This is a genomic window from Neptunomonas marina, from assembly GCF_004005935.1.
In the GTDB taxonomy this organism is placed as follows: Bacteria; Pseudomonadota; Gammaproteobacteria; order Pseudomonadales; family Balneatricaceae; genus Neptunomonas; species Neptunomonas marina.
The window spans coordinates 203,983-229,096 of the sequence record NZ_SACQ01000003.1 but is presented as its reverse complement, the minus strand read 5'-3'; the positions used below and the strand labels follow the sequence as shown (position 1 = coordinate 229,096).

The 25,114-nt window shown below is 50.0% G+C and carries 23 protein-coding genes; 8 read left to right on the top strand and 15 right to left on the bottom strand.

Going from position 1 to position 25,114, the window contains the following annotated elements:
- Positions 1 to 132 precede the first annotated feature (132 nt).
- The gene (locus EOE65_RS08665) at positions 133 to 639 is read left to right on the top strand and encodes a MerR family transcriptional regulator (protein ID WP_127693915.1); all 507 of its coding nucleotides are present in this window, start codon (positions 133 to 135) and stop codon (positions 637 to 639) included.
- Positions 640 to 694: 55 nt separating this feature from the next.
- On the opposite strand, the gene EOE65_RS08660 is transcribed toward EOE65_RS08665, so the two are convergent.
- Positions 695 to 2,293 carry an isocitrate lyase gene (locus EOE65_RS08660; RefSeq protein WP_127693914.1) on the bottom strand — a complete coding sequence of 533 codons (1,599 nt, stop codon included), beginning with the start codon at positions 2,291 to 2,293 and terminating at the stop codon, positions 695 to 697.
- A gap of 172 nt (positions 2,294 to 2,465) precedes the next feature.
- On the opposite strand from EOE65_RS08660, the gene EOE65_RS08655 reads away from it, so the two are divergent.
- Positions 2,466 to 3,398, top strand: a complete 933-nt coding sequence (locus tag EOE65_RS08655) for a LysR family transcriptional regulator (RefSeq protein WP_127693913.1) — start codon at positions 2,466 to 2,468, stop codon at positions 3,396 to 3,398.
- Positions 3,399 to 3,409: 11 nt separating this feature from the next.
- On the opposite strand, the gene EOE65_RS08650 is transcribed toward EOE65_RS08655, so the two are convergent.
- Positions 3,410 to 4,723 carry a D-serine ammonia-lyase gene (locus tag EOE65_RS08650; RefSeq protein WP_127693912.1) on the bottom strand — a complete coding sequence of 438 codons (1,314 nt, stop codon included), beginning with the start codon at positions 4,721 to 4,723 and terminating at the stop codon, positions 3,410 to 3,412.
- Between the two features lie 102 nt (positions 4,724 to 4,825).
- Here EOE65_RS08650 and EOE65_RS08645 point away from each other — a divergent pair, with 102 nt between their 5' ends.
- Entirely contained in the window at positions 4,826 to 5,722 is an 897-nt protein-coding gene (locus EOE65_RS08645; RefSeq protein WP_164847059.1) for a LysR substrate-binding domain-containing protein, read from the top strand.
- On the opposite strand, the gene EOE65_RS08640 is transcribed toward EOE65_RS08645, so the two are convergent.
- The gene (locus EOE65_RS08640) at positions 5,712 to 6,173 is read right to left on the bottom strand and encodes a GlcG/HbpS family heme-binding protein (protein WP_127693910.1); all 462 of its coding nucleotides are present in this window, start codon (positions 6,171 to 6,173) and stop codon (positions 5,712 to 5,714) included. The two genes, EOE65_RS08645 and EOE65_RS08640, sit on opposite strands and share 11 nt — an antisense overlap.
- Positions 6,174 to 6,299: 126 nt before the next feature.
- On the opposite strand from EOE65_RS08640, the gene EOE65_RS08635 reads away from it, so the two are divergent.
- The gene (locus tag EOE65_RS08635; protein WP_127693909.1) at positions 6,300 to 8,006 is read left to right on the top strand and encodes an alkaline phosphatase D family protein; all 1,707 of its coding nucleotides are present in this window, start codon (positions 6,300 to 6,302) and stop codon (positions 8,004 to 8,006) included.
- A 42-nt stretch (positions 8,007 to 8,048) separates the two neighbouring features.
- On the opposite strand, the gene EOE65_RS08630 is transcribed toward EOE65_RS08635, so the two are convergent.
- The 10 genes from EOE65_RS08630 to EOE65_RS08585 form a co-directional block, all read right to left on the bottom strand.
- Positions 8,049 to 9,212, bottom strand: coding sequence for a cupin domain-containing protein (locus EOE65_RS08630; protein ID WP_127693908.1), 1,164 nt, complete (start codon positions 9,210 to 9,212; stop codon positions 8,049 to 8,051).
- On the bottom strand, positions 9,209 to 9,460 hold the full coding sequence (locus tag EOE65_RS08625) for a hypothetical protein (protein ID WP_127693907.1): 252 nt from the start codon (positions 9,458 to 9,460) through the stop codon (positions 9,209 to 9,211). Before EOE65_RS08625 ends, EOE65_RS08630 begins: the two co-directional genes overlap by 4 nt.
- Positions 9,461 to 9,464: 4 nt before the next feature.
- Positions 9,465 to 10,202: a tRNA (cytosine(32)/uridine(32)-2'-O)-methyltransferase TrmJ gene (trmJ, locus tag EOE65_RS08620; RefSeq protein WP_127693906.1), complete on the bottom strand. Its 738-nt coding sequence runs from the start codon at positions 10,200 to 10,202 to the stop codon at positions 9,465 to 9,467.
- A gap of 52 nt (positions 10,203 to 10,254) precedes the next feature.
- Positions 10,255 to 11,091, bottom strand: a complete 837-nt coding sequence (locus EOE65_RS08615) for an alpha/beta fold hydrolase (RefSeq protein WP_127693905.1) — start codon at positions 11,089 to 11,091, stop codon at positions 10,255 to 10,257.
- A gap of 169 nt (positions 11,092 to 11,260) precedes the next feature.
- Entirely contained in the window at positions 11,261 to 12,625 is a 1,365-nt protein-coding gene (purB, locus tag EOE65_RS08610; RefSeq protein ID WP_127693904.1) for an adenylosuccinate lyase, read from the bottom strand.
- A 70-nt stretch (positions 12,626 to 12,695) separates the two neighbouring features.
- Positions 12,696 to 15,470 (bottom strand): EAL domain-containing protein, encoded by a 2,775-nt coding sequence (locus EOE65_RS08605; protein ID WP_127693903.1) that lies wholly within the window; start codon positions 15,468 to 15,470, stop codon positions 12,696 to 12,698.
- Entirely contained in the window at positions 15,471 to 15,950 is a 480-nt protein-coding gene (locus EOE65_RS18320) for a prepilin-type N-terminal cleavage/methylation domain-containing protein (RefSeq protein ID WP_127693902.1), read from the bottom strand. It lies immediately after the preceding gene.
- 83 nt (positions 15,951 to 16,033) lie between these two features.
- Positions 16,034 to 16,696, bottom strand: coding sequence for a high frequency lysogenization protein HflD (gene hflD / locus EOE65_RS08595; protein ID WP_127693901.1), 663 nt, complete (start codon positions 16,694 to 16,696; stop codon positions 16,034 to 16,036).
- A gap of 2 nt (positions 16,697 to 16,698) precedes the next feature.
- Positions 16,699 to 17,802 carry a tRNA 2-thiouridine(34) synthase MnmA gene (mnmA, locus tag EOE65_RS08590; RefSeq protein WP_127693900.1) on the bottom strand — a complete coding sequence of 368 codons (1,104 nt, stop codon included), beginning with the start codon at positions 17,800 to 17,802 and terminating at the stop codon, positions 16,699 to 16,701.
- A 33-nt stretch (positions 17,803 to 17,835) separates the two neighbouring features.
- A complete protein-coding gene (locus EOE65_RS08585) occupies positions 17,836 to 18,276 on the bottom strand; it encodes an NUDIX hydrolase (RefSeq protein ID WP_127693899.1) in 441 nt (146 codons plus the stop codon).
- A gap of 96 nt (positions 18,277 to 18,372) precedes the next feature.
- Here EOE65_RS08585 and moaE point away from each other — a divergent pair, with 96 nt between their 5' ends.
- The gene (gene moaE, locus EOE65_RS08580) at positions 18,373 to 18,840 is read left to right on the top strand and encodes a molybdopterin synthase catalytic subunit MoaE (RefSeq protein ID WP_127693898.1); all 468 of its coding nucleotides are present in this window, start codon (positions 18,373 to 18,375) and stop codon (positions 18,838 to 18,840) included.
- Here the strand turns inward: moaE and EOE65_RS08575 are convergent.
- Both EOE65_RS08575 and acnB read right to left on the bottom strand, forming a co-directional pair.
- Positions 18,837 to 19,427 carry a pseudouridine synthase gene (locus tag EOE65_RS08575; RefSeq protein ID WP_127693897.1) on the bottom strand — a complete coding sequence of 197 codons (591 nt, stop codon included), beginning with the start codon at positions 19,425 to 19,427 and terminating at the stop codon, positions 18,837 to 18,839. The two genes, moaE and EOE65_RS08575, sit on opposite strands and share 4 nt — an antisense overlap.
- A 133-nt stretch (positions 19,428 to 19,560) precedes the next feature.
- Positions 19,561 to 22,161, bottom strand: coding sequence for a bifunctional aconitate hydratase 2/2-methylisocitrate dehydratase (gene acnB / locus EOE65_RS08570; protein ID WP_127694041.1), 2,601 nt, complete (start codon positions 22,159 to 22,161; stop codon positions 19,561 to 19,563).
- Positions 22,162 to 22,520: 359 nt separating this feature from the next.
- Here acnB and EOE65_RS08565 point away from each other — a divergent pair, with 359 nt between their 5' ends.
- From EOE65_RS08565 to EOE65_RS08550, 3 genes are read left to right on the top strand one after another with little or no spacing between them, the layout of a single operon-like run.
- Entirely contained in the window at positions 22,521 to 23,033 is a 513-nt protein-coding gene (locus tag EOE65_RS08565) for a hypothetical protein (protein WP_127693896.1), read from the top strand.
- A gap of 3 nt (positions 23,034 to 23,036) precedes the next feature.
- A complete protein-coding gene (locus tag EOE65_RS08555) occupies positions 23,037 to 24,443 on the top strand; it encodes a hypothetical protein (protein WP_164847058.1) in 1,407 nt (468 codons plus the stop codon).
- Between the two features lie 30 nt (positions 24,444 to 24,473).
- A complete protein-coding gene (locus EOE65_RS08550) occupies positions 24,474 to 25,103 on the top strand; it encodes a hypothetical protein (RefSeq protein WP_127693893.1) in 630 nt (209 codons plus the stop codon).
- Positions 25,104 to 25,114 lie beyond the last annotated feature (11 nt).

Genomic DNA, 25,114 nt, shown 5'->3' with positions numbered 1-25,114 from the left:
TTCCCTAAAATTGTTCAGTTTTTCTTTGTTAAGAGAGAGGTCAGTGGCTTCGTTCAGCTACTTGGATAAAAGCGCTTGACCTGTCTACTGGGCTAGAGTTGATGATTGCTGCGCTACCAAGAGGAGAGAGTTATGTTAACGGTTGCCAAGTTGGCAAAGCGGTGTGGTGTTTCGCGCACGACTATTTTGCATTATGAGAAGGAGGGGGTGTTGTTACCGGCATTACGCACGTCAAATGGCTATCGTTGGTACGGTGATCGAGAGGTTGAGCGCTTGCAGCAGATCAAAGCTTATCGCTCATACGGTTTGCCGCTGCGGACAATCTCTTCCCTCTTGAGCCATTCAGAGCTACACGCCGAACTCTTGAAAAGGCACTTCTACGAGCTAGAAGGTGAAATTACGCGCCTACGTCGCCAACAAGAAGGCATTGTGGCGTTACTCAATGATCCAAATTTAATAGGAGGTAAAGGCGTGACAAAAAAACGTTGGGTTGAAATTATGACGGCAGCTGGGTTCAGCGAAGAGGATATGACCAAGTGGCACCAGACGTTCGAAACCCTTGAGCCTGAAGAGCATCAAAAGTTTCTGGTATCGCTCGGTATCGGTGCTGAAGAGATAGCGAAAATCAGAGCCTTATAGTAGGAAAAGAAAAGGGCGCTTGCGCGCCCTCGTCTTGCCATATCACCTAACGCGATTAACCGAACTGGTTCATCGTGTTGTCTTCACCAGCCGCTTTCAGTGCAGCGTCGCCAGAGAAGTATTCTTTGTGATCATCACCCATGTCAGAACCGGCCATGTTTTGGTGTTTAACACACGCAATGCCTTGGCGGATCTCTTTACGCTGTACGCCAGCCACGTAGCCCAGCATACCTTGATCACCGAAGTACTCTTTTGCAAGGTTGTCAGTAGACAGCGCCGCTGTGTGGTACGTTGGTAGCGTGATCAAGTGGTGGAAGATACCCGCTTCACGCGCAGCGTCTGCTTGGAACGTACGGATCTTCTCATCTGCTTGTGTCGCCAGTTCGGTTGCGTCGTACTCAGCGCTCATTAGGTTAGCGCGGTCGTATGCAGACACATCTTGGCCCGCTTCAGCCATCGCATCAAACACTTGCTGACGGAAGTTCAGCGTCCAGTTGAATGATGGCGAGTTGTTGTACACCAGCTTCGCATTCGGTACCACTTCACGGATACGGTTAACCATGCCCGCGATTTGGCCAACGTGTGGCTTCTCAGTCTCGATCCACAGCAGGTCAGCACCGTTCTGCAATGACGTGATGCAGTCTAGGACAACACGGTCTTCGCCTGTGCCTGCACGGAACTGGAACAGGTTAGATGGCAGACGCTTAGGCTTCAGTAGTTGGCCGTTTGCCTTGATCACCACGTCACCGTTTGCGATATCGTCAGGGCCGTTAACCACGTCACCGTCTAGGAAGCTGTTGTACTGATCGCCCAGATCACCTGGCTCGTTTGTTACCGCGATTTGCTTCGTTAGGCCAGCGCCCAAAGAGTCGGTACGTGCTACGATCACACCGTCATCAACGCCCAGCTCAAGGAACGCGTAACGAACAGCACGGATCTTCGATAGGAAGTCTTCGTGCGGCACTGTCACTTTACCGTCTTGGTGGCCACACTGCTTCTCGTCTGATACTTGGTTCTCGATCTGGATACAGCATGCACCCGCTTCGATCATCTTCTTCGCCAGCAAGTAAGTGGCTTCTTCGTTACCGAAACCGGCATCGATATCCGCGATAATCGGCACGATGTGCGTTTGGTGGTTATCGATCTTGCTCTGAACGTCCGCTTCTTTTGCGGCATCACCGGCTTTACGTGCTGCGTCTAGATCACGGAACAGACCGCCCAGCTCACGCGCATCCGCTTGGCGCAAGAAGGTGTAAAGCTCTTCAATCAAGGAAGCAACCGACGTTTTCTCGTGCATAGACTGGTCAGGCAGTGGGCCAAACTCAGAGCGCAACGCAGCAACCATCCAGCCAGACAAGTACAAGTAACGGCGATCTGTGCTGTTGAAGTGCTTCTTAATAGAGATCAGCTTCTGTTGGCCGATGAAACCGTGCCAGCAACCCAGAGACTGGGTGTATTGGGAAGGATCGTTGTCGTAACGCTCCATATCTTTACGCATGATCGCTGCTGTGTATTTAGCGATGTCCAAACCCGTTTTGAATTTGTTCTGAGCACGCATACGAGCCGCGTATTCTGGGTTAATCGCATCCCACGCAGCGCCTTGAGCGCCTTTAAGTGTCGCGATTGCGTCGATATCTTTAGTTAGTGTAGACATGGTGTGTGTCCTTCCTATTTATATTTAATTATTCTGTTTGTTATTAAGCAAAGTACCCTTAGCAGATGCATTTCATGTTACGGATAAAGCTCACATAATAGAAATAAATGGTGTTTATTTTAAATATTCATGGTATGAATGTTATTATTAACTAATTGAATTAAAAAGAATAATGGAACTGTCACGCGTTGATTTAAATTTGTTGGTTTATCTAGATGTGCTCTTGCGAGAGCGTAATGTCACACGTGCAGCCAGCGCGCTAGGTATTACTCAGCCTGCGATGAGCAACGGATTGCGTCGCCTTCGAGAGACATTTGATGATCCTTTGTTGGTGCGCACCGGAGATGGCATGTCACCAACAGAGAGAGCATTAACGCTACAACCGCAGCTACGAACGATCTTGGCCTCTATCGAGCAAGTCGTTGAGCCAACTGAGTTTGATGCGGCGTCGAGCAGCCGCGTATTCCGCATAATGACCAGCGATTATGGTGAGTCGACACTGATACCACTGTTGTTAGCGGTCATCGCCGAGCAAGCGCCTGATGTGATTCTAGATGTGCTCACCCCCAGTGATATGAGCTTTTCGGAGGTGGAGCAGGGTCATGTTGATCTAGTGATTAACCGTTTTGACGAGATGCCGCAGGCCTTCCATCAAGCAACGCTATGGCACGATACCTTCTCCTGTTTGGTCAGTACCGATAACCCGATTGCGGATGCGTTTACGCTGGATAACTATCTAGCAGGGAAGCACGTATGGGTTAATAAAACGGGCATGGGCGCAAGTATGGGGATTACGCCGAAAGATACCAACCGGCTGGGTTGGGTAGACGAGGCACTTAAACGTATCGGCCATCAGCGCAACATCTCTGTATTTACGCGCCATTACCAATCGGCATTGAAAATGGCGGAACAGCAGCACCTCATCGTCACAATACCCACCCGGGCTGCGCTGAGTCAGATGGATAACCCAAAGTTAGTAGTGCATAAGCCGCCGTTTGAAGTGCCACCTTTTGAGTTAAAAATGGCATGGAGCCCGCTGCTACAGCACAACCGGGCCCATCAGTGGTTACGCCGCATTGCGCTGGATGTTGCGCACCACTCATAGATGGTCCTGATTTATGATGAGAGCTGCTGTGCCGTATTGAGGTACGCCTGATACTCTTCGGGTGGGACAAATGAGCCGCCGGTCAGCCAACAGATATGTGTTGCATTATCTTTGTATGCCGTCAAACCGTGTGCCTCTTGATAGTGTTGGCCAATTGGCGAATCTAACCACGTTGGGCCGAAGTAGCTGATCGCTGCCGATGGTTCTACTTCAATATTAGCGCCAATTTTTAGCCGCAATAAAGCGCTAAAGAGGCTCTTATCTGACGCAGTGTAGACGCCTGATAGCAGGTCACGGGTGGCATCACAGACCCACTGCGAAGCGGTGCCAACGGCTAAACCATCAGCTTCTGTCAATCCATCTAAGCCTGCATCATAAACAGACTGCACAGGTTGAGCTGGTGTTGTTGCCATACCCGTTAGCATACAGGGCGCGGCGGTTGGTTCCGCGAAGAAACAGTGAACATGAGCGCCAAAAATCGATTTCAAGCCATACATTATCCCACCGGGCGCACCACCGACGCCTGCTGGGAGGTAAACGAATAGAGGGTGTTGCTGGTTCACTGTGATGTGATTGGCTTCAAGCTGCTTTGCTAAACGACGCGCGGCAACGGCATATCCCATAAAGAGGTGTGTGGATCGCTCATCATCAACAAAGTAGCCCTTGGGATCTGCTGTGCTTGCTTTGCGTCCCGCCTCAACTGCGGCGCCATAGTCTCCGCTGTGTTCGACGACGATAACGCCGCGCTCGCGCAGGCGAGTCTTCTTCCATTCTTTCGCATCGGCTGACATATGCACGACGGTTTTGAATCCGAGTGCTGCGCCGATAATGCCAATGCTGAGTCCCAAGTTGCCGGTGCTGCCGACTGTTATGGTGTAATCAGCGAAGATGTGGCGTGCTGCATCTGTGGCAAGCTGAAGGCAGTTGTTATCTGAATCGCCAAGTAAGTTGTGTTCTTTAGCAACGCGCTCTGCAAACCAGAGTACTTCATGAATGCCGCCGCGGGCCTTGATGGAACCTGCAACAGGCAGTAGATGATCGCCTTTAAACCAGAGCTGGCCCTCTTTGAGGTTGAGTTCTTCAGCTAGCGCTGAGCCGCTCAATAGGGGAGATTCGATAATGCCTGCACTAGGTTCAAGCTCGGGGAATATGTGTGCCAGCAGAGGCGCAAAAAGGGCAAGGCGTGCCTCGGCCGCATCAAGCTCTGCTGGATCAGGGGTGAGTGGGGCGCTTTCGGTATCTTCATAGTAACTGTTTAGCCAAAGTAAAGGGTGCTGCTGTTGTAAAGCCTGCAATTGGTTTTGGCTCAGCGTGGATGCCGACATGATTGTGCTCCTTACAGATGAATGCATATATTCTCGGTAAGCCAAAGCACAAGCTCAAGTGATATATTCTTAACACGTTTTAGTTTTTCTAAAAGGTTAGCCATGAAGGTAACAGCTCGTATTTTATCTAGCTTGCCCTATTTTGAAGCGGTTGGGCGTTTGGGTGGTGTGTCTCAGGCAGCGATGGAGCTGTGCGTGACGCCCGGTGCCGTTAGCCAGCAAATACGCAAGTTAGAGGGGCAGTTGGATACCGCTTTGTTTAGGCGCAGCGGGCAACGTTTGGTACTTAGCGAGGCCGGTCGAGCTTTCTTGCTGAGTGTACAAGGTGGCTTCACCGAAATTGAACGAGGATGCACCCAATTGCAGGCGCTTAATCATGCTGTGCCGGTTAGGCTGCGTGCGACACCCTCATTCGCGTATAAATATCTCATTCCCAAACTAGCTCTGTTTCATGAGCAGTATCCCGATATCGCTGTTGAAACCCATGCGGATACATCGCTGCATCTTGAAAGCGGGCGTCCGTATGATTTAGCGATCGACTACTGCTTGTTGGAGCAAGCGCCTAACAGCGGTAGGTTACTGTTTGAGGAGAAGCTGGTTCCGGTTGCCAGCCCACATTACTTTGCCCAGTTGCCAGACCAAGAGGCGTTTTGGCGCAGCGCGGCGCTGCTACATGATGGAGAGCCGTGGCAGCATGCTTCTCGAGATGCTGAGTGGGCCTTTTGGCTGCAGCGTCACTGTATCAGTGAGGTAAGCGCCAGTTCTGGCCACTATTTTAACCGATCCGATATGGCACTCGCTGCTGCCGTTGCCGGTTTAGGCGTGGCATTGGCGCGCCAGTCGTTGGTTCAGGAGGAGTTGGTGCAAGGCTCGCTGATAACCCTTGCGAAGCCAATACCTGCGCCATGTGGGTATTACTTGCTAGAAGCAGGAAGAGCGGCGACGAAGCCGCACGCTCTCGCGTTGGCATCTTGGCTACAAGAGACCGCTATTGCATAGCGGCAACAGCGGCTTTCGCACACTCTTGATCATGCAGTGTTAGGCCGCCTGCAACACCTACCGCCCCGATTAACGTCCCGTCAGGCGCTGTGATTGGTTCACCACCGGCAATAGGAAGTAAGCCGGGAAATTGATTAAATTCCGGTTTCTTTTTCACAATCTCAGCGACTCGGCTGGTAGATGAGCCCCATGCCAGTGCTGTTTGCGCTTTCAGTTCGGCACCCGTGGATGCTGCACTGAGTGCGTTATCCATACGTAATGAGCTCACCGTATTTGCCCCGCGATCAATTATAGTGATCGCCAGGTTCCAACCATTCTTTTCCGCCATCTTATAGCAGCCTTGTAAGCCGTTTAGCGCGTCCGCCGCTGTTAAAAATGGGCGTGATTCCGCATACGAATGGCTTGTTGTCATCAGCAGTAAAGCCAGTGTGCTAGATGTTAGAAAACGCATAGTTTATTCCTTGATAAAAAGTTAAAACGTAAGCCGAGTATCTTGACCTTTAAGACATCAAAATGCCACTGCGTTGCAACATTACTGCTTTAGTGTTCCGGTTTTATCTTTCTAAGGTTGGAGCTCATGAAGCATATTTCACGCCGCGAGTTTGTTCGTTTATCTGCGTTAGGTATCGGCGCTGCTGTTGTGTCGACCGGGTTAGCCGGTTGCGGCAGTAGCCATGGCAAAGTTGCGGTTAGTTTTTCGAATGGTGTTGCTAGTGGAGATCCGCTACAAGACCGAGTGATCATTTGGACCCGAGCCATCCTCGAGGACTTGGCGTCCGTTGAGGTATCTTGGGAAGTTGCTACAGATCGTGAGTTTGCGAACTTAGTACACACGGGTGTTACACAAACGGATGCAAGCCGTGATCATACGGTTAAAGTGGATGTGCAAAACCTAGTGGCCGAAACTGTTTACTACTATCGTTTCCGTGCCAACGACAATACCTCTACAGTCGGCCGCATGAAGACCCTAGCGAACGGCCCACTAGCCAGTGCTAAGCTCGCGGTGGTCTCCTGTTCCAACTATCCTGCCGGATTTTTTCATGTCTATCGTGAAGTTGCCAAGCGTGATGATCTGGACGCCGTATTGCATCTGGGTGATTACTTGTATGAGTATGAGATGGGCGGTTACGCGACAGAGGACGCAGTGGCTCTTGGCCGCACGTTAGCGGCAGATAACGCAGGAGAGTTGCTTACCTTAACCGATTACCGACGCCGTTATGCGCTCTACCGAAGTGATCCTGATTTACAAACGTTACATGCAAAGCTGCCTTTGATTGCGGTGTGGGATGATCACGAGGTGACGAACGACACATGGCGTGATGGTGCTGAGAATCATACCGAAGCGACGGAGGGGCCTTTTAGCGAACGCCGGATGGCAGCGCTGCAGGCTTACTTCGAATGGCTGCCAATCCGCCCCGCCGTGGCAGGTGACAACGAGACGATCTATCGACACTTCCGCTTCGGTGATCTGGCAGATCTCTATATGCTTGATACACGTGTCATTGCCCGTGATGAACAACTGGCGATGGCGAGTTATCTTGATCCTGCGACTGGTACGTTCGATGCTGCTCGGTTTGCAGCGGATATCGCCGATCAGAATCGCAATTTACTGGGAGCCGAGCAGATGCTGTGGTTGCAGCAGATGATGACGGTATCCCAAGGCAAGTGGCAGGTGCTAGGCCAGCAGGTACTGATGGGGCGTATGCTAATACCCGCTGAAATGCTGCAAAATCCGGCGTCAGTGGCTGAACTTGTGGCTATTCAACAGCGTATCGACGGCGGTGATGACAGTGTAACTGAACAGGAACGCAGCCGCGTAGAAACTAAGATTCCCTACAATTTAGATGCGTGGGATGGTTATGCTTATGAGCGAGAGGTTATTCTTGGCTTGGCAAAAGCGCTAGATAAAAACTTGATTGTGCTGGCGGGGGATACTCACAACGCGTGGGCGAATAACCTCAAAACGTTGGCAGGCGATCAAGTCGGCGTTGAGTTTGCAACGGCTTCGGTGAGCTCGCCGGGGCTGGAGAGTTACTTAGGGCTGGATTCATTGCAGGCAGTTTTACAAAGTGAGTATAGCTTTGGACTGCTGATCGAAGATCTAGCGTACTGTAACCTCAATCAACGCGGTTATATGGTACTTGAGATGACGCAGGACGAGGCGCGCGCAGATTGGCACTTTGTGAACACAATTAAAGCACCCACTTACATCGAAGACAGTGGGCGCCACAAAGCGCTTAAAGTCCGCTCAGGGCACGAGTATCGCTACATAGAAGCTATTTAAAGATCTACTTGCAGCGGTCCAGAGTTGGCCGCTGCGTTCTGTTTATTCTTCTATATAGACTGCATCAGCGGCTTGCAGCGCACAGAGTGTCGCAAAGGCTTCTGCGGTTGAGGCGTCTTTAATGCTAACGGCGGGTTGATCGGTTAGCGCTTTAATAAAACTCATCTGGCGAGCTGATACCTCGCACGCCTTACCGTCGACGAATAGCATAATGCTTTTATCGTCACGAATACGGTAAGCAAAGCGGACACCTTCATTGCGATACACCAAGCCCCCGCTCATCAGATAGCCCTCCATCTCTGCGATGGACAGTTGCTCTGATTCTGGCAGTGGCATGCTGTTCTCTGGGTATTTAGGTTCCGTCATGTACTGGCCAAACCAGTCCTCTAGTACACCCGGCTCGTTGATATAGTCCAGCATAATTTGGCGGACTTTATCGAACGCTTCGTTGCGAATCTCGCTCGGGCTGTCTTGTGGTGTGAGGTCTGCATCGCTGTAGCGAATCTCACTTTTCAGGTGCTCACCTAAATGGTCGGTAAACTGGCGCAGAAGATCAGCGTGGGAGGGTGCTCTGAAGCCAACGGAGTAGGTCATGCAGTCGTCCGATTCGGCAACGCCGTTGTGTCCGACACGAGGTGGCAAGTAGAGCATATCACCCGGGTTGAGGACAAAGCTTTCTTGAGCTTGCCACTCAGGCAGAATCATGACCGGCGTATCGTCGCGCCGTGGTGAATCTTCTCCGTAGATGCCACCATACTCCCAGCGGCGTTGGCCACTGGCTTGAATCAGAAAGACATCGTAGTTGTCGTAGTGAGGGCCGACACCACCGCCTTGGGCTGCATAACTGATCATCAGATCATCGATGCGCCAGCTTGGTATGAAGCGGAAGCGCTCTAGCAATGCGTTCGCATCGGGCACCCAATGATCGACCGCTTGCACTAATAAGGTCCAGTGGCTGGCCGGCAGCTTACTCAAATCCTCTTCAGAGAAGGGGCCGTGTTGAAGCTGCCATTGCTCCCCGCTGGCATCTTGGCTGATAAGACGTGATTCGACCATCGCTTCGCACGCAAGGCCTGCGAGTGTGTCCGCATCAACCGGCGGCTCAAAATCAGGAAATGCATTACGAATCAGCAGTGGCTTTTTCTGCCAGTAATCGCGCAGAAACTCTTCTGCGCTCATATCGCCAAGGGGAGCTATATCGTTCATCGTTTTAGTAGTTCTACCAGTTCAAGTGCGGCATTCTCTAGTTCATCCATCACTTTACGCTTGTCGCGAGCAGCGAGCGCAGCGATACGATTGTTACCTAGCACTTTAGCGCATTTTTGGATTTTTAGGGCACACTCCTGAATACCACCAAGGTTGGTTTCATATGCATTCATCTCGGCAGCGACAGTCTCCAGACCGGCTTGTAGGCGAGCAGCATCTTCTTTCAGGTTATCTAGCGTGGTGTGCATTCGGTTAATCCTTCTTGTCATTTTTTGATAGTTTATCAACGGTTTCCTGAACAGAAGTCAGAATTCCGCGGAGCATACCGAGCTCGGCCTTCTCTGGGCGAGTGCGGTTAAAGTAGCGCTTGAGTTTCGTCATAGCACGCCCCTCGTGTTGAGGGATAATAAAGTTCGTCGTTCTTAGCACGGTTTCTAGATGCTCGTAGAACAACTCCATTTCATTTTGGCGTGGATATTCAGAGACCTCGTGTTTTAGATCAGGTTCCTGAGCGGCCATCCAGATTTCATAACACAGCAGCTGTATCGCTTGTGCGACGTTAAGTACTGGGTACTCTGGGTTTGCTGAAATGTAGGTGTGGAAATTACACAACTGCAATTCTTCGTTCAATAATCCCATAGTTTCACGGCCAAAGACGATCGCAACTTCGCCTGAAGCCGCTTCTGAAACCACCTTGGTACCGCAGCTACGAGCATCTAGCATCGGCAGGTCAAAGGTACGGCTGCGAGCACTGGTGCCGATAACGAGCTGGCAATCGCCAATCGCCTCTTCTAATGTTCCGACAACATGCGCGCTGTCGAGCAGGTCCTTAGCTCCTGCTGCTCGGGAGTCGGCTTCTTCGCTGGGGAATACTTGCGGATCAACCAGCCAAAGCTGTGAGAGCCCCATGTTTTTCATCGCACGCGCTGCAGCGCCGATGTTTCCGGGGTGGAAGGTGTTGATTAAAACGATTCGAACATTACTTAGCATATAACAACGGGCCTTATCAGTTTGCGCGCTATTATAGGCCAGAGGTGAGGTGTCACAAACCCTCAACGAAGCGATTTAGATCGTAAATAAAGCGCTCGCGGTGCCATAAATGGGGAGAGTGGTCTGCATTTTCGTACACGGTGAGTTTGGCGTGTGGTATCTGCGACAAAACCCACTGCTGAAGCGCTTGGCTGTAGAACTGACTTTGATCCCCATAAACTAGCAATGTAGGAACGGAGATGGTACCCAGTACGTCACGGTAGTCTTGTTGTGTGATATCCCGCCAACATGCGGTAAGAAGTGCAGCTGGCAGCGTTTGGTAGTGTTCGCGCATCTGCTGAAAACCGCGCGAGTTATTGAGATAGTTATCGCGCGAGCGCTCGTTGTAGCCAAATGCAATGAGCTCAAGTACGCCTTCTGGAAAGTCCGCTTGTAAACGGCTGAGAAAGCGCTCGTTATGCTGTTTGGTGAAGGCTCCGTAAACGCCATGCTGCCAGTCGTCATTGGTCACGAGTTTGGGTGATTGATCCAGAATACATAGGCCGCTCAAACGTGCTTCACCGTGGCGACGAATGTACTCCCATGCGGTTAGTGCCCCCATTGAATGGCCGATGAGAACCGCATCTGTGATCTCTAGGTGTGCTAACAGCTCAGCAAGATCATCTGCCATGGCCGCGATCGACATGTCGATTGAATCATCATGATTATGTGCACCGTGTCCGCGGGCGTCCCAGCAGACAACGCGATGGTGATCTGATAGCTCAGAAGCAAAGGGTAACCACTCTCTGACGCTAGCGGTCCAGCCATGCAAAAAGATCAACGTCTGAGCGCCGGCTCCCAACGAAATGTAGTGAATTGTTGCTCGGCCTGCGGGGGTAAAAGTTTCCATCTCGCCACTCGTCAATTGGTTATGGCTAATAGTATAACGAGCGTGTCTGGTTGAAGGGCAGGTAAAGTGCTGCGACGATAGTCGCACAATGGCACCTTAGGTGGATGGGCGTGGTAAGCGCCAATAACAAACGGGGCGCGTTGGCCCCGTCTTGAAGAAGATACTTGTGTTAAATCTTCTCTGCCTGAGCAACCGCATTACCGATGTAGTTGTGCGGTGTCAGTGCTTTGAGCTCAGCTTTGGCTTCGTCTGGCAGTTCCAGCGTATCAACGAATGTGAGAATCGTCTCTTTGTTCATTGTTTGGCCACGCGTGAGTGCCTTGAGCTTCTCGTATGGTTCTTCGATGGCGTAGCGGCGCATCACTGTTTGGATCGGCTCCGCTAGCACTTCCCATGCGTTTTCAAGGTCTTCATCAAGACGTGCAGCGTTAAGCTCAAGCTTACTGATGCCTTTCAGAGTCGATTGGTAAGCGATGAGGCTATAACCGAAACCCACACCCATGTTACGTAGCACGGTGGAGTCTGTTAGGTCGCGCTGCCAGCGAGAGATTGGCAGCTTCGCAGCTAAGTGCTGCATCACAGCATTCGCGATACCCAAGTTACCTTCGGAGTTTTCAAAGTCGATTGGGTTAACTTTGTGTGGCATCGTTGAAGAGCCCACTTCGCCAGCAATGGTTTTTTGCTTGAAGTAAGCTTGAGAGATGTAACCCCAAACATCGCGGTCGAAGTCGATCAGGATGGTGTTGAAGCGGCAAACCGCGTCAAACAGCTCGGCGATGTAGTCATGTGGTTCGATCTGCGTGGTGTAAGGGTTCCAGCTTAGACCTAGACCTTCGATGAAGCTTTGCGCGTTAGCTTCCCAGTTAATTGCAGGGTAAGCCGATAGGTGTGCGTTGTAGTTGCCGACCGCACCGTTGATTTTGCCTAGGTACTCAATCGCTTCAATCTGCTTAATCTGGCGTTGCAAGCGGTAGGCAACATTGGCCATCTCTTTACCAACAGTCGTTGGTGATGCCGTTTGGCCGTGTGTGCGCGATAGCATCGGTTGTGAAGCATAGTCACGGCCCATTTGAGCGATAGCATCGGCAATGCTTTGCATCACTGGTAGCATGGTTGCTACACCATCTTTGAGCATGAGTGCGTGAGAGAGGTTGTTAATATCCTCAGACGTGCAGGCAAAGTGAACAAACTCATTGACAGCTGCGAGCTCGGCGTTACCTTGGATCTTCTCTTTGATCAGGTACTCAACCGCTTTCACATCATGGTTCGTGGTGCGCTCGATCTCTTTGACGCGCTCTGCATCTGCAAGGCTAAATTCGTCAACAATACCGTTTAATAGTGCGTTAGCTTCGGCACTCAGTGCGGGTACTTCTGAGATCTCGGCGTGAGCAGCGAGCTGCTGCAGCCAACGAATCTCAACTAAAACACGGTTACGAATAAGTCCAAATTCACTGAAGATCGGGCGTAGGTCAGCGGTTTTGCTGGCATAACGTCCATCTACCGGGGATACGGCAGTGAGGGCAGAAAGCTCCATGAAGTGTCTCGCTGTAGCTGATAATTGAAAGCGCGTAATTATACCTGCTTCGCTGGTATAAATCTGCACTTTACTCGGTATCTGTTGTTAACAGCCGTTGCTCGGCTTGCAGTAGCGTTGTAACGCCATCTAGCGAGAGTGGTTTACTGTACAGATAGCCCTGAATTTCGTCGCAGGCTGCTTGTTCAAGGAAGCGCTGCTCAACCTCGGTTTCTACACCTTCGGCTGTCACGCTCAATCCCAAGTTATGCGCGAGCTGTATGATGCTACGAATGACGCCTTTGTGTCTATCACCTTGCGTGATACGAGTAATAAATGAGCGGTCAATTTTGAGCCGGTCTATGGGCAGTGTGGTGATATAAGATAGCGATGAGAAGCCGGTGCCAAAATCATCAACCGCTACGCTGATTCCGATATCACGTAATTGATGAAGAGTTTCGATGATTTTATCTGAGCTATCCATAAAGACCCCCTCAGTGATCTCAACCTCGACATTTGTTGGCGATATGCCAGCGTCTTCGATTCCCGAGGTAATTCGGTGAATGAACTCTACATCTAGCAGCTGAATAGGCGACACATTAATCGCGACTCGGTAGGGGAACGGGTAGTCTAGGCTCCAGCGTTTAATTTGACGAAACGTCTTCAGCATCATCCGATACCCTAACTCTAAGATCATGCCTGTTTCCTCAGCGACTTGAAAAACTTCAAAAGGAGACAGGGGGCCTTTCTTAGGGTGATAGAATCGAGAGAGCGCTTCGAATCCGCACAGCTCGCCAGTGCGCACGCTCATCTTAGGTTGTAAAACCACTTCGAATTCGTCCCGTAGCGTGGCGTCGTGAACGATCGCTTCGAGCTCGGTTCGATGGCTGAGTTCGGCTTCCAGTGCGGCGTTGTAAGCAGTCGCTCGCTCTCGTCCATGCTCTTTGGCGTGGTACATGGCTAAGTCGGCTTTTCTTAATAACGCGTCGTAGTCGTCTCCATCATCGGGATAGGTGCTAATGCCTACGCTAGCACTCACGCTCGCTCGGTAACTGTTGATTACGTAAGGTTCAGATAGAGCATTAATTAAGCTTTCAGCGAAGAGTTGAGCGTCTTTATCTGTTTGATCCTTAATGAAAACGGTAAATTCATCACCGCCAAAACGAGCCAGTAATGCGTCTTCAGGCATGAGAGCATCAAGGCGCCGTGATGCATCATGAAGCAGCCTATCCCCTACATGGTGCCCTAGTGTGTCATTAACATTCTTGAAGCGGTCTAAGTCTATAAATAGTAAGTGTGCCCGCTGCATAGTAGGGAAAATTAAGACTTCGTTGATGGCCGCACTAAAGCTCTTTCGATTTCTAATGGCTGTTAGTTCGTCGAAATTGGCTTGGTATTTTAGAGCTCGATCTCGTTGCAGGGCCTCTAGTACAACGCGGGAGTGGCCTAAAAAGTCGAGGATACGTGACTGGTCTTGGCTCGGAGCGCCCTCTGAACCGTTAATAAGCACCGCGTTGATGCGAAATTGGTTGCCAAAGTAAAATGCGTTGTAGTTTAAGCCCTTTAAAACCCCAATTTGCAGTGTATCAAGGAGAGCGAGGGGGTGAGAGAGAGGGCCTGGCCGTCCAGGTAATACCTCGCTGTTTAACGGCGTTAAGAATGAGGATCTATTTGCAACGAAGCGTACTAGGCTCTCTTCGCGGTAATCGTAATAAGAAACAAGGCAATCTTCATGTAGGTGTTCGCCGTGAATGCATAATATTGATAGCTGGGTTTCTGTTACCTTTGGTAGTGCACCGTGAATTGCATCGACAAAGCTCTTGAGGTCCTCTGACTTCAGCGCAGCTGCATCAATAGCTGCAACCGCTTCGTTAAAATCGAACGCATCTCTCAAGTTCGATGACATAGCGTTGAAGTGACGTGCTAATGCACCGTATTCATCATTGCTGTCAATGGCGACTCGGTGATCAAAGTTATTTCTAGCAATTTCCTGGGTACCGCGCATCAGTCGATTAATTGGGTTGAGGCTGCGACGGATAATCTGTAACGCGGCGAGGACAATCAGCAATAGTGTTAATAATGCCGCTGCGGTGTAAGAGTACGTAAATCTAGTTAGCCGGTCTTTCAGCACGCTGATAGGCTTACCAGTGACGATGGTCCATTCTGGCACACCGAACTGATAATCCATAAATAGAGACCAGCGCGCTAGCATCAGAGGGTTATCAGTTGTGCCGTGCTCTTGCAGTATAGTACTTGTTTTAGCGCTCAAGATAGCGCTGAGAGTATCGGAGGCTAATGGCTTCGAGGCATGAACCAGTGCTTGGTTTTCATCAAAGACATAAAACTCCTGTTCGCCATCTAGGTTGATTGGATCCCAGATATAAGCGCTTTTTAAGCGACCAATAGCGACCAACTCGCGGGATAGCGATACTTCAGAACTTATCAGGGATAGCGAAGGCCACGCTTCGGTATAGTCGGCAAAGATTTTACGCTCAGGGTTTAGGTTCAGTTGGTGGGCGAGCGCCGGCCGCTCCTCGGCGAGTTGATCGCGCTCGATAACGGTTATATCAATGAAATACTCGGACAAAAAAGCCCGCAAGGTTGGGTAGGGGACTTGGCCACTTTGAGTCTGCTTTAAGTAGAGTTCGAGGGAGTCTTGCGCACGTTTTAGGCGTCCGTGCATCAAAAGCCCAAATTCAGAGCTTTCTTTAACCTGAGTATCTTGAATTTCCGTACTAATGATCTGCTTCATCTTGCTGTATGAGAGCAGCCCCGCCAGCGACAACGGCACAAAGATCGTGATAAGCATAACGGCGAAAAGCCGTTTCGCAACTTTCGTTCTTAATGCGGTTAACTGAAGCTTCATTTAACGCTCATAGTCGGAGGCCAAGCCAATAAAGCCGCCATTGTTGGCACGCACGATATCGTCTCTACTGTGCTTAGCGGTAAGAGGCGAGACAGAGCGTTTATCTTTGCCGCTACTGTAGAGGTCATAATCGGTATTTATCGGCACAAGGTTTTTGTTTTTGCGGGCTTTCCCTTTGCCTTTCAGCGTTGCTAAGACCGTGTACTGATAGGGAGTATCCCATGGGTCCAATAGCATGTCGCCGGGTACGCCGATCTGATTTAGGGAGTTTGGTAGACGGTTGTGGACAATGAAATACTGATCTATTTTCCCAGCGATCACGGTGATTTCAGAGATCGCTGTCGCTTCATTTACGCTTTCAACGTAATCTTGATAAGAGGGGTAAGCGATGGAAGCAAGAACGGCGATAACGCCAACGGAGATCATAAGCTCAACAAGGCTAAAGCCAGCTGATTGTTGAAGTTTTTGGTATTTCTTCATTGGCGCCCTACTGCAAATAATGAGCATGTGTTTATTAAGTGTTGCTTATTTGCGATGTTGCGGCTCATTTCTTTAATCGTCCCTTAACGCTTTAGCTTTCTTAACGATGGACGTAACCTCGACCTAAAGAATAGCAAGTGCCAGCGACTTCCTTCAACTTGGCGCCATAGCATCGCTGCACGGATACCCGCTAGAAGCAGAGATCTAATTTTCGCTGCATTCTCGCTGTTCTGTAAATGACGCGGGTCACCTCCTACTTGGATGCGGAAGCTAAAGGTGCTGATCGTCTCTTGGTAGCAGTTAGCGATATTGGCAATCACATTGCTATGAGTGTAGTCCGATGCTGTGATGTCCCGATCGCCAGTGTTTTCGGAGAAATAGGCGGCCTTACCTTCAATCTCTTGGAGGCGCTGCGCTAGCGTATTAAGCATGGCGGAGTTCGCTGACAGCTTCTTCTCTAGCATGATCATGCTAAGCGCATAGTTTGTGATGTTGTTGTTTTTCGGCTCTTTCTTCTCGACCAGATCGTTAAGCAGCTTTAATCCCAGAGAAAGGTTGTAAGGCAGATCTTGCGGTTCTCCGAAGACGGCTTCCGTTGACGAAGGATTCATCTGGAATAGGCTGTAGATACTGGTCTCGAAGTTGTGCTGGGGAACCATACCGCGGTTAGCGATCTGATCTACCAGTGCCGCCGCTTGGAACATTCCCGCCAGTGCAATTGTCTGCTCATCATGTGCTCTGGACATGCTTATTTCTCATCCTTTCCTGTCGATTCAATAACGCCGCCGCCTAAGCAAACGTCGTCTTGATAGATTACTACTGATTGGCCAGGTGTTACCGCTCGTTGAGGTTCATCGAAAACAAGCATGTATTTACCATCGCTGTTACGCGAAAGCGTACAGTGTTGATCGCTCTGGCGATAGCGTACTTTAGCTGTGCAGCGAAACGGTAGCTCGGGAGTGTTGCCGTTGATCCAGAAAATATCCTCTGCAACGAGCCAGTCAGTGAAGAGCAGGTCGTTTTGTTTTCCCTGTACGGCAATCAGAACATTCCTATCAAGGTCTTTGCCGGCAACAAACCACGGCTCTTCAGGATAATCCTTCAAGCCCCCGATATGTAGCCCTTGGCGTTGGCCGATGGTGTAGTACATTAGACCAGCGTGTTCGCCGATTTCGACTCCGGTGTCTGTTTCAATTTTACCTGGCTGTGCCGGCAGGTACTGTTGTAAAAAGTCTTTGAAGCGGCGTTCACCAATGAAACAGATACCCGTGCTGTCTTTTTTGTTGTGTGTAACGAGATCATGCTGTTCGGCAAGGCGACGTACTTCGGGTTTTTCCAGCTCTCCGACAGGGAAAAGGGTTCGCGCTAACTCAGCTTCGCCGACTTGGTGTAAAAAGTAGCTCTGGTCTTTGTTGTTATCGAGGCCTTTGAGTAACGATGCGCTGCCATCAATATCAGCGCGCCGGACGTAGTGGCCCGTAGCTATAAAATCTGCGCCAAGCTCTAGGGCATATTCTAGGAATGCTTTGAACTTGATCTCCCGGTTGCAGAGGATGTCGGGGTTGGGTGTTCGTCCGGCTTTATACTCTTCAAGGAAGTGCTCGAAAACATTATCCCAGTACTCAGCTGCAAAGTTCGCCTTATGAAGATGTATGCCTAACTTATCGCACACGGCTTGCGCATCGGCAAGGTCATCCAGCGCGGTACAGTACTCTGTGCCATCATCTTCATCCCAGTTTTTCATAAAGAGGCCTTCAACTTGATAACCTTGTTGAAGAAGGAGTAGAGCGGATACGGAAGAATCGACACCGCCGGACATGCCGACAATTACTTTTTGCTGCTGGGTATTCATTTATCTCTCATGATGATGGCTAACAAGCTGCCATTATAGCTGACGAATAAGGTCTAGTGGAAAGCGTCGATTATCCCGATAATCCTCGATACATGCCAGTACCATTGGACTGCGCAGCTGTGCTTCGCGCTCCTTAATCTCTTCGTATGTTAACCAGTGGACGGCAACAATATCGGCGTCTAGTTCGGTGCTGGGGATTGGGTCTTTAATATCGGCGCAATAACAAACGCGATGATAAGTTGTGCCGTTAGCCGCGGAAGCCGCATAAAGGCCAATAACTCCCGTTAGCTGGACGTTGTAACCTGTTTCTTCTAGCGTTTCTCTGATTGCGCCTTGATGGATCGTTTCTCCGTCTTCGAGGTGGCCTGCCGGTTGGTTAAAACGGTGCTCACCGTTATCAATCTCCTCGACCATAAGATACTTTTCATTTTGCTCTACAATTACCGCCACTGTGGCGCGTGGTGTCCAGATCATTAACTTCTACCTGAGTCTATTTGTTTCTGTTGAGGATACTGTACGATACTGGCGTAGGGTTAGATTTTAAAATGTGCGGTTGCGGGGGGGGCGTAGGTGTTAGGTTCAGAAGCCGATAGTAGGGTGCTGGTTGATACGAAAGATTTCGATATTGCTGAGTTGCATGGCTGGCTAAAGGCCAATGATGGCGCGCATGGGGCATTGGTGACTTTTACCGGTATGGTGCGTGATTTGACAGACTCCGCCATTGAGAGGCTGTATCTGGAACACTATCCGGGTATGACGGAAAAAGCACTGCACAATATTGTTGCTCAAGCCCGCAGTCGTTGGAGCTTGGGGCGTGTTGCTGTTTATCATCGTGTTGGTGCACTGGAGGCGGGTGATAATATCGTATTTGTAGGTGTTTCAAGTGCGCACCGCAAAGAGGCTTTCGACGCAGCTCAGTTTTTGATGGATTATTTGAAACGGGACGCGCCTTTCTGGAAAAAAGAAGTTTCAGCGGAAGGGGAAAACTGGGTTGCGCAAAAAGAGTCAGATATGGAGGCCGCTGAGCGCTGGGATTAGCGTCTGCGTTGCGGCCGTGGATTCCGCGGTTTGTTCGGTTTTGCGATGTTAATCTGCGCTTGTTTTTGTTGCCCGGGTGCTAGGCCGTCCAACGTCCAACTGCCAATGGCGTAACGGATGAGGCGCAAAGTCGGTAATCCCACGGCTGCGGTCATGCGTCTGACTTGCCGATTTTTACCTTCACTAATTTTAATTTCCAGCCACTGGGTGGGGATGTTTTTACGTTCACGAATCGGAGGCTTGCGCTCCCAAACAGGTGGCTCTGGTATTGTTCGTACGCGCGCTGGGCGTGTTTTTCCGTCTTTCAGTTCAACGCCTTTTCTGAGTTTGTCTAACGCTTCTGGAGATACATCTCCTTCAACCTGCACCCAATAGGTTTTTTCTAGCTTAAAACGAGGGTGTGCTAGCTGGTTCTGAAGCGAGCCATCATTGGTCAGAATCAGCAAACCTTCTGAGTCGTAGTCTAGTCGACCGGCCGCGTAGAAACCCTTGTCAGAGATAAAGTCAGCGAGCGTGCTCCTGCCTTGTTCATCGGTGAATTGGGTCAGGACCTGAAAGGGTTTGTTGAACAGAATAATATTGGACATGAACTCAGTACTAGTAACGGACTTTGGTGCTGCGGATTATGCCAGAGCGTTGATAGGCCGGAAATGATGCAGATACAAAAAAGCCCACCATAGGGTGGGCTTTTGTCGCTTTATAAGCGCTTAGGCTGTGAGATTATACTGCAACCGTAGGGATCACTGTTGCTGCTTTGTCCTGATACGTTTTGATCTGGTCAAAGTTCAGGTAGCGGTATACATCATCAGACATTGTGTCTAGCTTCTCTGCGTACTGGAAGTACTCAGCAGGCGTTGGCAGTTTACCTAACAAAGATGCAACAGCTGCAAGCTCAGCGGATGCTAGGTATACGTTTGCACCTGTACCCAGACGGTTAGGGAAGTTACGTGTCGATGTTGAAACAACTGTGCTGTTATCAGCTACACGTGCTTGGTTACCCATACATAGTGAACAACCTGGCATCTCCATACGAGCACCGGCTTTACCGAAGATGTTGTAGTAGCCTTCTTCAGTTAGCTGAGCTGCGTCCATCTTAGTCGGTGGTGCAATCCACATGCGAGTAGGGATTGCTTGGCCCGCTGCGTCTAGCAACTTACCTGCTGCACGGAAGTGTCCGATGTTTGTCATGCAAGAGCCGATGAATACTTCATCGATCTTGTCGCCAGCAACTTCAGATAGCAGTTTAACGTCATCTGGGTCGTTCGGGCATGCAACGATTGGCTCTTTAACGTCAGCTAGATCGATCTCGATCACGGCTGCGTATTCAGCGTCAGCGTCGCCTTCCATTAGCTCAGGGTTAGCCAACCACGCTTCCATACCTTCGATACGGCGCTCGATTGTACGAACATCGCCGTACCCTTCTGCGATCATCCACTTAAGCATAGTGATGTTCGAACTCAGGTACTCTTTGATTGGCTCTTCGTTTAGCTTGATAGTACAGCCGGCTGCAGAACGCTCAGCAGATGCGTCAGACAGTTCAAACGCTTGCTCTACTTTCAGGTCAGGCAGACCTTCGATCTCAAGTACGCGGCCAGAGAAGATATTCTTCTTGCCAGCTTTCTCTACTGTCAGTAAGCCTTGCTGAATTGCGTAGTAAGGGATCGCATTAACCAAGTCACGCAGTGTGATACCTGGTTGCATCTTATCGCCTTTGAAGCGAACCAATACTGATTCAGGCATGTCCAGTGGCATAACGCCTGTGGCTGCTGCGAAGGCAACCAAACCAGAACCCGCAGGGAAGGAGATACCTAGTGGGAAACGCGTGTGAGAATCGCCGCCTGTACCTACTGTGTCTGGCAGCAGCATGCGGTTCAACCAAGAGTGGATTACACCGTCACCTGGACGAAGAGACACGCCACCGCGATTCATGATGAAATCCGGTAGTGTGTGGTGCGTTTCAACGTCAACTGGTTTCGGATAAGCCGCTGTGTGACAGAAAGACTGCATCGTCAGATCTGCAGAGAAACCTAGGCATGCTAGATCTTTCAGCTCATCACGCGTCATAGGACCTGTAGTGTCCTGAGAACCAACAGTTGTCATCTTAGGCTCGCAGTATGTGCCAGGGCGAACGCCTTCTAGACCACATGCTTTACCAACCATCTTCTGCGCTAGTGAGAAGCCTTTACCTGTGTCAGCAGGTTGCTCTGGCTTCTTGAACAGATCAGATTCGCCAAGGCCAAGTGCTTCACGTGCTTTCGCAGTCAGGCCACGTCCGATGATCAGTGGGATACGGCCGCCCGCGCGCACTTCATCCAACAATACCTGTGTCTTCAGACCGAACTCGCAAAGTACTTCGCCTGTTTCGTTGTTAACGGCTTTGCCTTCGTATGGGTAAACGTCGATTACGTCGCCCATGTTCATGTTCGAAACGTCCATCTCGATTGGCAGTGCGCCAGCATCTTCCATTGTGTTATAGAAGATTGGGGCAATCTTGCCGCCGAAGCAGAAACCGCCTGCGCGTTTGTTTGGAACGTTAGGGATGTCGTCGCCGAAGAACCACAACACAGAGTTAGTTGCTGACTTACGTGAAGAACCTGTACCTACAACGTCACCTACGTAGGCTACTGGGTGGCCTTTTGCTTTAACCGCTTCGATTTGAGCAATAGGGCCTTTCACGCCTGGTACTTCTGGCTCGATGCCTTCACGGGCCATCTTCAGCATTGCATTAGCGTGCAGTGGGATGTCAGGACGTGTGAATGCGTCTGGCGCAGGTGACAGGTCGTCAGTGTTAGTTTCACCAGGTACTTTAAACACAGTAACCGTGATCTTTTCAGCCAGTTCAGGTTTAGAAGTAAACCATTCACCGTCAGCCCAAGACTTGATGACTTTTGCAGCGTATTCATTACCTGCATCTGCTTTTTCTTTAACGTCGTAGAACGCATCGAACATAAGCAGTGTGTGAGACAGCGCGTTCGCTGCTGTTGGTGCTAGAGCGTCGTTGTCTAGAGCGTCAATCAGAGGCTCGATGTTGTAACCGCCTAGCATCGTGCCTAGCAGTTCAACAGCTTTGACTTGGTCAATCAGCGGGGATTCTGCTTCGCCCTTAGCGACCGCAGCTAGGAAGCCTGCTTTTACATAAGCGGCTTGGTCAACACCAGCAGGTACACGGTTTGTGATCAGGTCAAGAACAAACTCTTCTTCGCCTGCTGGTGGATTTTTCAGAAGTTCGACAAGAGCCGCAGTTTGTTCTGCGTCCAGCGCTTTAGGTGGTACACCTTCTGCGGCGCGTTCTTCTACATGTTTACGATAAGCTTCAAGCACAATTATAGCCCTCATCAGTTATGTCCGTGGCCGTTGCTCTTTAACGTCACCCCTGGCCCACGGTGTGCAGAGATCGTGTCTCATTATTGATATGGCGGTGGGGATTCTAGCTTATAGGTGCTATAAAGTTAAGTTTGTCGACAATCCTAAACCTTAGACTTTGTGCCTAACCCAGTGGTTTTGCTCGTTTTTGCAGTGGGTTTTAGACAGGAAGATGGGCGAGTAATTCTGATTCAGATCAAGTTTTCAAACTCTATTGAAAACTAAAAATTTCCGGTTACATTGCTACAGTATATGATTATTCTGTTGTACGCTCTATTAAGGGAAACTTAAGGAAAGACTTTTTCGGCGGCAGTACTATGCATCAAAGTAGAAGCTTAAAAGACGAAAACTCAGGTAATGAGTCACAAATATGGATGGCCCTGTCTGACTGGGATCTTAACAGTGAGCTGGAAAGCGAGCTTGCGGATAAAATTCAGTCGGCATTTGAATCAGCAGATCAAGACACATTAATCTACAAAGGCTCGTTACCAACATTAAGCCACAGGCAGTATGTTCGTAAAGTGTCTCGAGAGCCACTTAATCTCACGGCGCATGTACGACGTTTTTATCTGGCCATGGTCTGCGGCGACAAAGACAACACAGTGGGTGCGCTGATTGATTTGGTCATCATTCTGAGATACCGTGGACGAGCATTAGTTGAGCGACTGATCAGCGAAGCAGAGCAATTGATCGGGCCGGAAACGACAGAGCAGCTAAAGGAAATAGCTCAAGCCAAATCCGTCAACCGTGTGCTTTCTTTGGATGTATCGCGATCAGTCTTGGTTAACGGTTGTAGCCTTCCTATGGCATACAAAAAAAAGGACGTTTGATTTATGCCGGCGCAGAAAGACTTTAAGCGAGTCCTCTTACTTGGTTTTGAGGGCGCTACGCTGCACACATTGCAGTACTTCTTCTCCTCACACCGCTTCGGTAAGAAGTTCCAAATCGTAGACTCAGTTCCCAAGGCTGATTGGGTGATCTTTAATGCAGATCAGCCGAAACAGAAGGATGAGTTGCGTGACTATTTATACGAGCGTGTGGCTTTACCGGCGGTCGTTGTTTCCATCAAAGAGGTGTCGTGGCTCAACTCGGTAGCATTGCTTAAGCCGTTTTCTGCTTCTGATCTTGAGGCTGCCATTCGCGCGCTGCAAAACAAAGCATCAGATGGACTTTTGCCGTGGGTAGTTGACGCAGAAGCAGCGACCAACACCCTGAACGCAGAGCAGGCAGAGCAGGCAGAGCAGGCAGAGCAGGCAGAGCAGGCAGAGCAGGCAGAGCAGGCAGAGCAGGCAGAGCAGGCAAGCCGAGGCTCCAATGTCACAGAGTTGAAAATCGCTGCCAAGAAACGAGCGCTCCTCAAAAAGCGTAAAGCAGAGCAGCTAGCGAAACTTAGAGCAGAAAAAGCGCATAACCGCAGATCTAGCGATAAGCCGAACGGCAGAGTACCTAGTAGCTCAGGTGCGGGTGCATCGGGAGCGGGCTCCTCTGGCGTCAATACACATGCGGTTGCTGCCGTCGCAACCTCGCCGAATAAGTCAGTTGAAACGAACGCTGCTGCGCTATTACCCATCATAGAAAAAAAGAAGGCGCTGGAAGATCAACTCACAGCTCCTTCGATCGATAAAAAGCACGTTAGTGACATGGCCACTGTATTTGGTCACCTCCCAGACCTCGATTGGTCCCAAGAAGCTGACCGCCGCCGTTTGCAGATAAGTCTGGATGGTATGTTACTGCCTTGGATTGAAAAAGCGGTTGCTGATGGCCGGGAGAAGTCCTCATCGGTTGCCATAGATGGTTTACATTTGCGTTTAGAGTACTTGCCTTGGACCGATTGCTTTGTCACTAATCTCACTGAAGAGGTGTTGTACACTGTCATGACAAGCCGATTTGGTATGGGAGAGCTTTCCATCAAATTTGGTGATGTGATCGAGGAAGATCTCCAAGACGGTCTCGGTTTCTCTGAGCGGGTGATGACAGCACAAGATTTGCTCTGGCTGAGTGGCCTTTGGACAGTGCAAGGTCGTATCTTGCCGAATGATGACCCAACGCGAACGCGCCGTCTGAAGTACGCGCCTGAGTGTGTCAGAAATATCGCTGTCCCAGAGGTGCACGCTGTGATAAACCTCTGGCAAACGAGGCCCATGAGTGCCTTCCAGGTGATAAGCGAGTTGCAGATTCCTCAGCGCTACGTATTTGGTGTCATGGCTGCTGCAACCACAGCTCAGCTTTTTGAATATTAATTTGCCGGTCTTAAGTTTTAAGGGGTTAAAGTGAGTCTGGATGACAATGCTGCACGCTATCTTCAAGTAACTCCAAGCGGTGCATACTACGCTACGGTTAATTCACAGCCTGATGATGCCCGCGCGATACTGTTACAGCTTATGAGTAGTGAAGCGGCGCTAGAGTTTAGTATCGAGCTTTTTGCTGAGTTGGCGGATATGGAAGAGAGTAGTGCTCAGGCGCTCTTTGATCGCCTTTTAGCGCGTCGTTTCTTGGGGCTTGTGAGCGAGCCAACAGAACCGTTTAAAGGCAGTTTAGAAGCCGGTTTAGTTGATATTCTGCCAAGTTTATCGTCCTCTGGAAAAGTTGTTTTAGGCGACGATCAGGGGTTTTGCTTGGCATCCGCAGGCTTTGAGCAAGATCACGCAGATGGTCTTGCAGCGCTGTCTGCAGATTTAATTGCATTACATGAGCGGCACGGTCGCTTGCTCAATACTGATTTGAAACTAATGGGGCAATCATGGGGATTGCTGGACCCTGTTGGTAACAGTATCTTAGGCACATGGATCGTGCATATTGGATCTCAGTCATTCGCATTGATGATTCATGAACAGCCAAATCTGAATCAGCAGTCTTTTGTAGATTTGTTGAGTGCTCTAGCTGTTCGATATCTGAATTAAAAATAATTGGA

Bases quoted from the DNA above. Each gene is read 5' to 3' on its own strand.
- EOE65_RS08625 (WP_127693907.1), bottom strand. From the start codon at position 9,460: ATGCACACCACGCTAGATAACCTGAAAGAAGATGCTGCTCGCCTACAA.
- purB (WP_127693904.1), bottom strand. From the start codon at position 12,625: ATGGAGCTTTCTGCCCTCACTGCCGTATCCCCGGTAGATGGACGTTAT.
- EOE65_RS08665 (WP_127693915.1), top strand. From the start codon at position 133: ATGTTAACGGTTGCCAAGTTGGCAAAGCGGTGTGGTGTTTCGCGCACG.
- EOE65_RS08605 (WP_127693903.1), bottom strand. From the start codon at position 15,470: ATGAAGCTTCAGTTAACCGCATTAAGAACGAAAGTTGCGAAACGGCTT.
- mnmA (WP_127693900.1), bottom strand. From the start codon at position 17,802: ATGAATACCCAGCAGCAAAAAGTAATTGTCGGCATGTCCGGCGGTGTC.
- EOE65_RS08585 (WP_127693899.1), bottom strand. From the start codon at position 18,276: ATGATCTGGACACCACGCGCCACAGTGGCGGTAATTGTAGAGCAAAAT.
- EOE65_RS08615 (WP_127693905.1), bottom strand. From the start codon at position 11,091: ATGGAAACTTTTACCCCCGCAGGCCGAGCAACAATTCACTACATTTCG.
- EOE65_RS08660 (WP_127693914.1), bottom strand. From the start codon at position 2,293: ATGTCTACACTAACTAAAGATATCGACGCAATCGCGACACTTAAAGGC.
- EOE65_RS08555 (WP_164847058.1), top strand. From the start codon at position 23,037: ATGCCGGCGCAGAAAGACTTTAAGCGAGTCCTCTTACTTGGTTTTGAG.
- EOE65_RS08640 (WP_127693910.1), bottom strand. From the start codon at position 6,173: ATGCGTTTTCTAACATCTAGCACACTGGCTTTACTGCTGATGACAACA.
- EOE65_RS08575 (WP_127693897.1), bottom strand. From the start codon at position 19,427: ATGTCCAATATTATTCTGTTCAACAAACCCTTTCAGGTCCTGACCCAA.
- EOE65_RS08650 (WP_127693912.1), bottom strand. From the start codon at position 4,723: ATGTCGGCATCCACGCTGAGCCAAAACCAATTGCAGGCTTTACAACAG.
- EOE65_RS18320 (WP_127693902.1), bottom strand. From the start codon at position 15,950: ATGAAGAAATACCAAAAACTTCAACAATCAGCTGGCTTTAGCCTTGTT.
- EOE65_RS08635 (WP_127693909.1), top strand. From the start codon at position 6,300: ATGAAGCATATTTCACGCCGCGAGTTTGTTCGTTTATCTGCGTTAGGT.
- EOE65_RS08565 (WP_127693896.1), top strand. From the start codon at position 22,521: ATGCATCAAAGTAGAAGCTTAAAAGACGAAAACTCAGGTAATGAGTCA.
- EOE65_RS08630 (WP_127693908.1), bottom strand. From the start codon at position 9,212: ATGAACGATATAGCTCCCCTTGGCGATATGAGCGCAGAAGAGTTTCTG.
- trmJ (WP_127693906.1), bottom strand. From the start codon at position 10,202: ATGCTAAGTAATGTTCGAATCGTTTTAATCAACACCTTCCACCCCGGA.
- EOE65_RS08655 (WP_127693913.1), top strand. From the start codon at position 2,466: ATGGAACTGTCACGCGTTGATTTAAATTTGTTGGTTTATCTAGATGTG.
- hflD (WP_127693901.1), bottom strand. From the start codon at position 16,696: ATGTCCAGAGCACATGATGAGCAGACAATTGCACTGGCGGGAATGTTC.
- EOE65_RS08645 (WP_164847059.1), top strand. From the start codon at position 4,826: ATGAAGGTAACAGCTCGTATTTTATCTAGCTTGCCCTATTTTGAAGCG.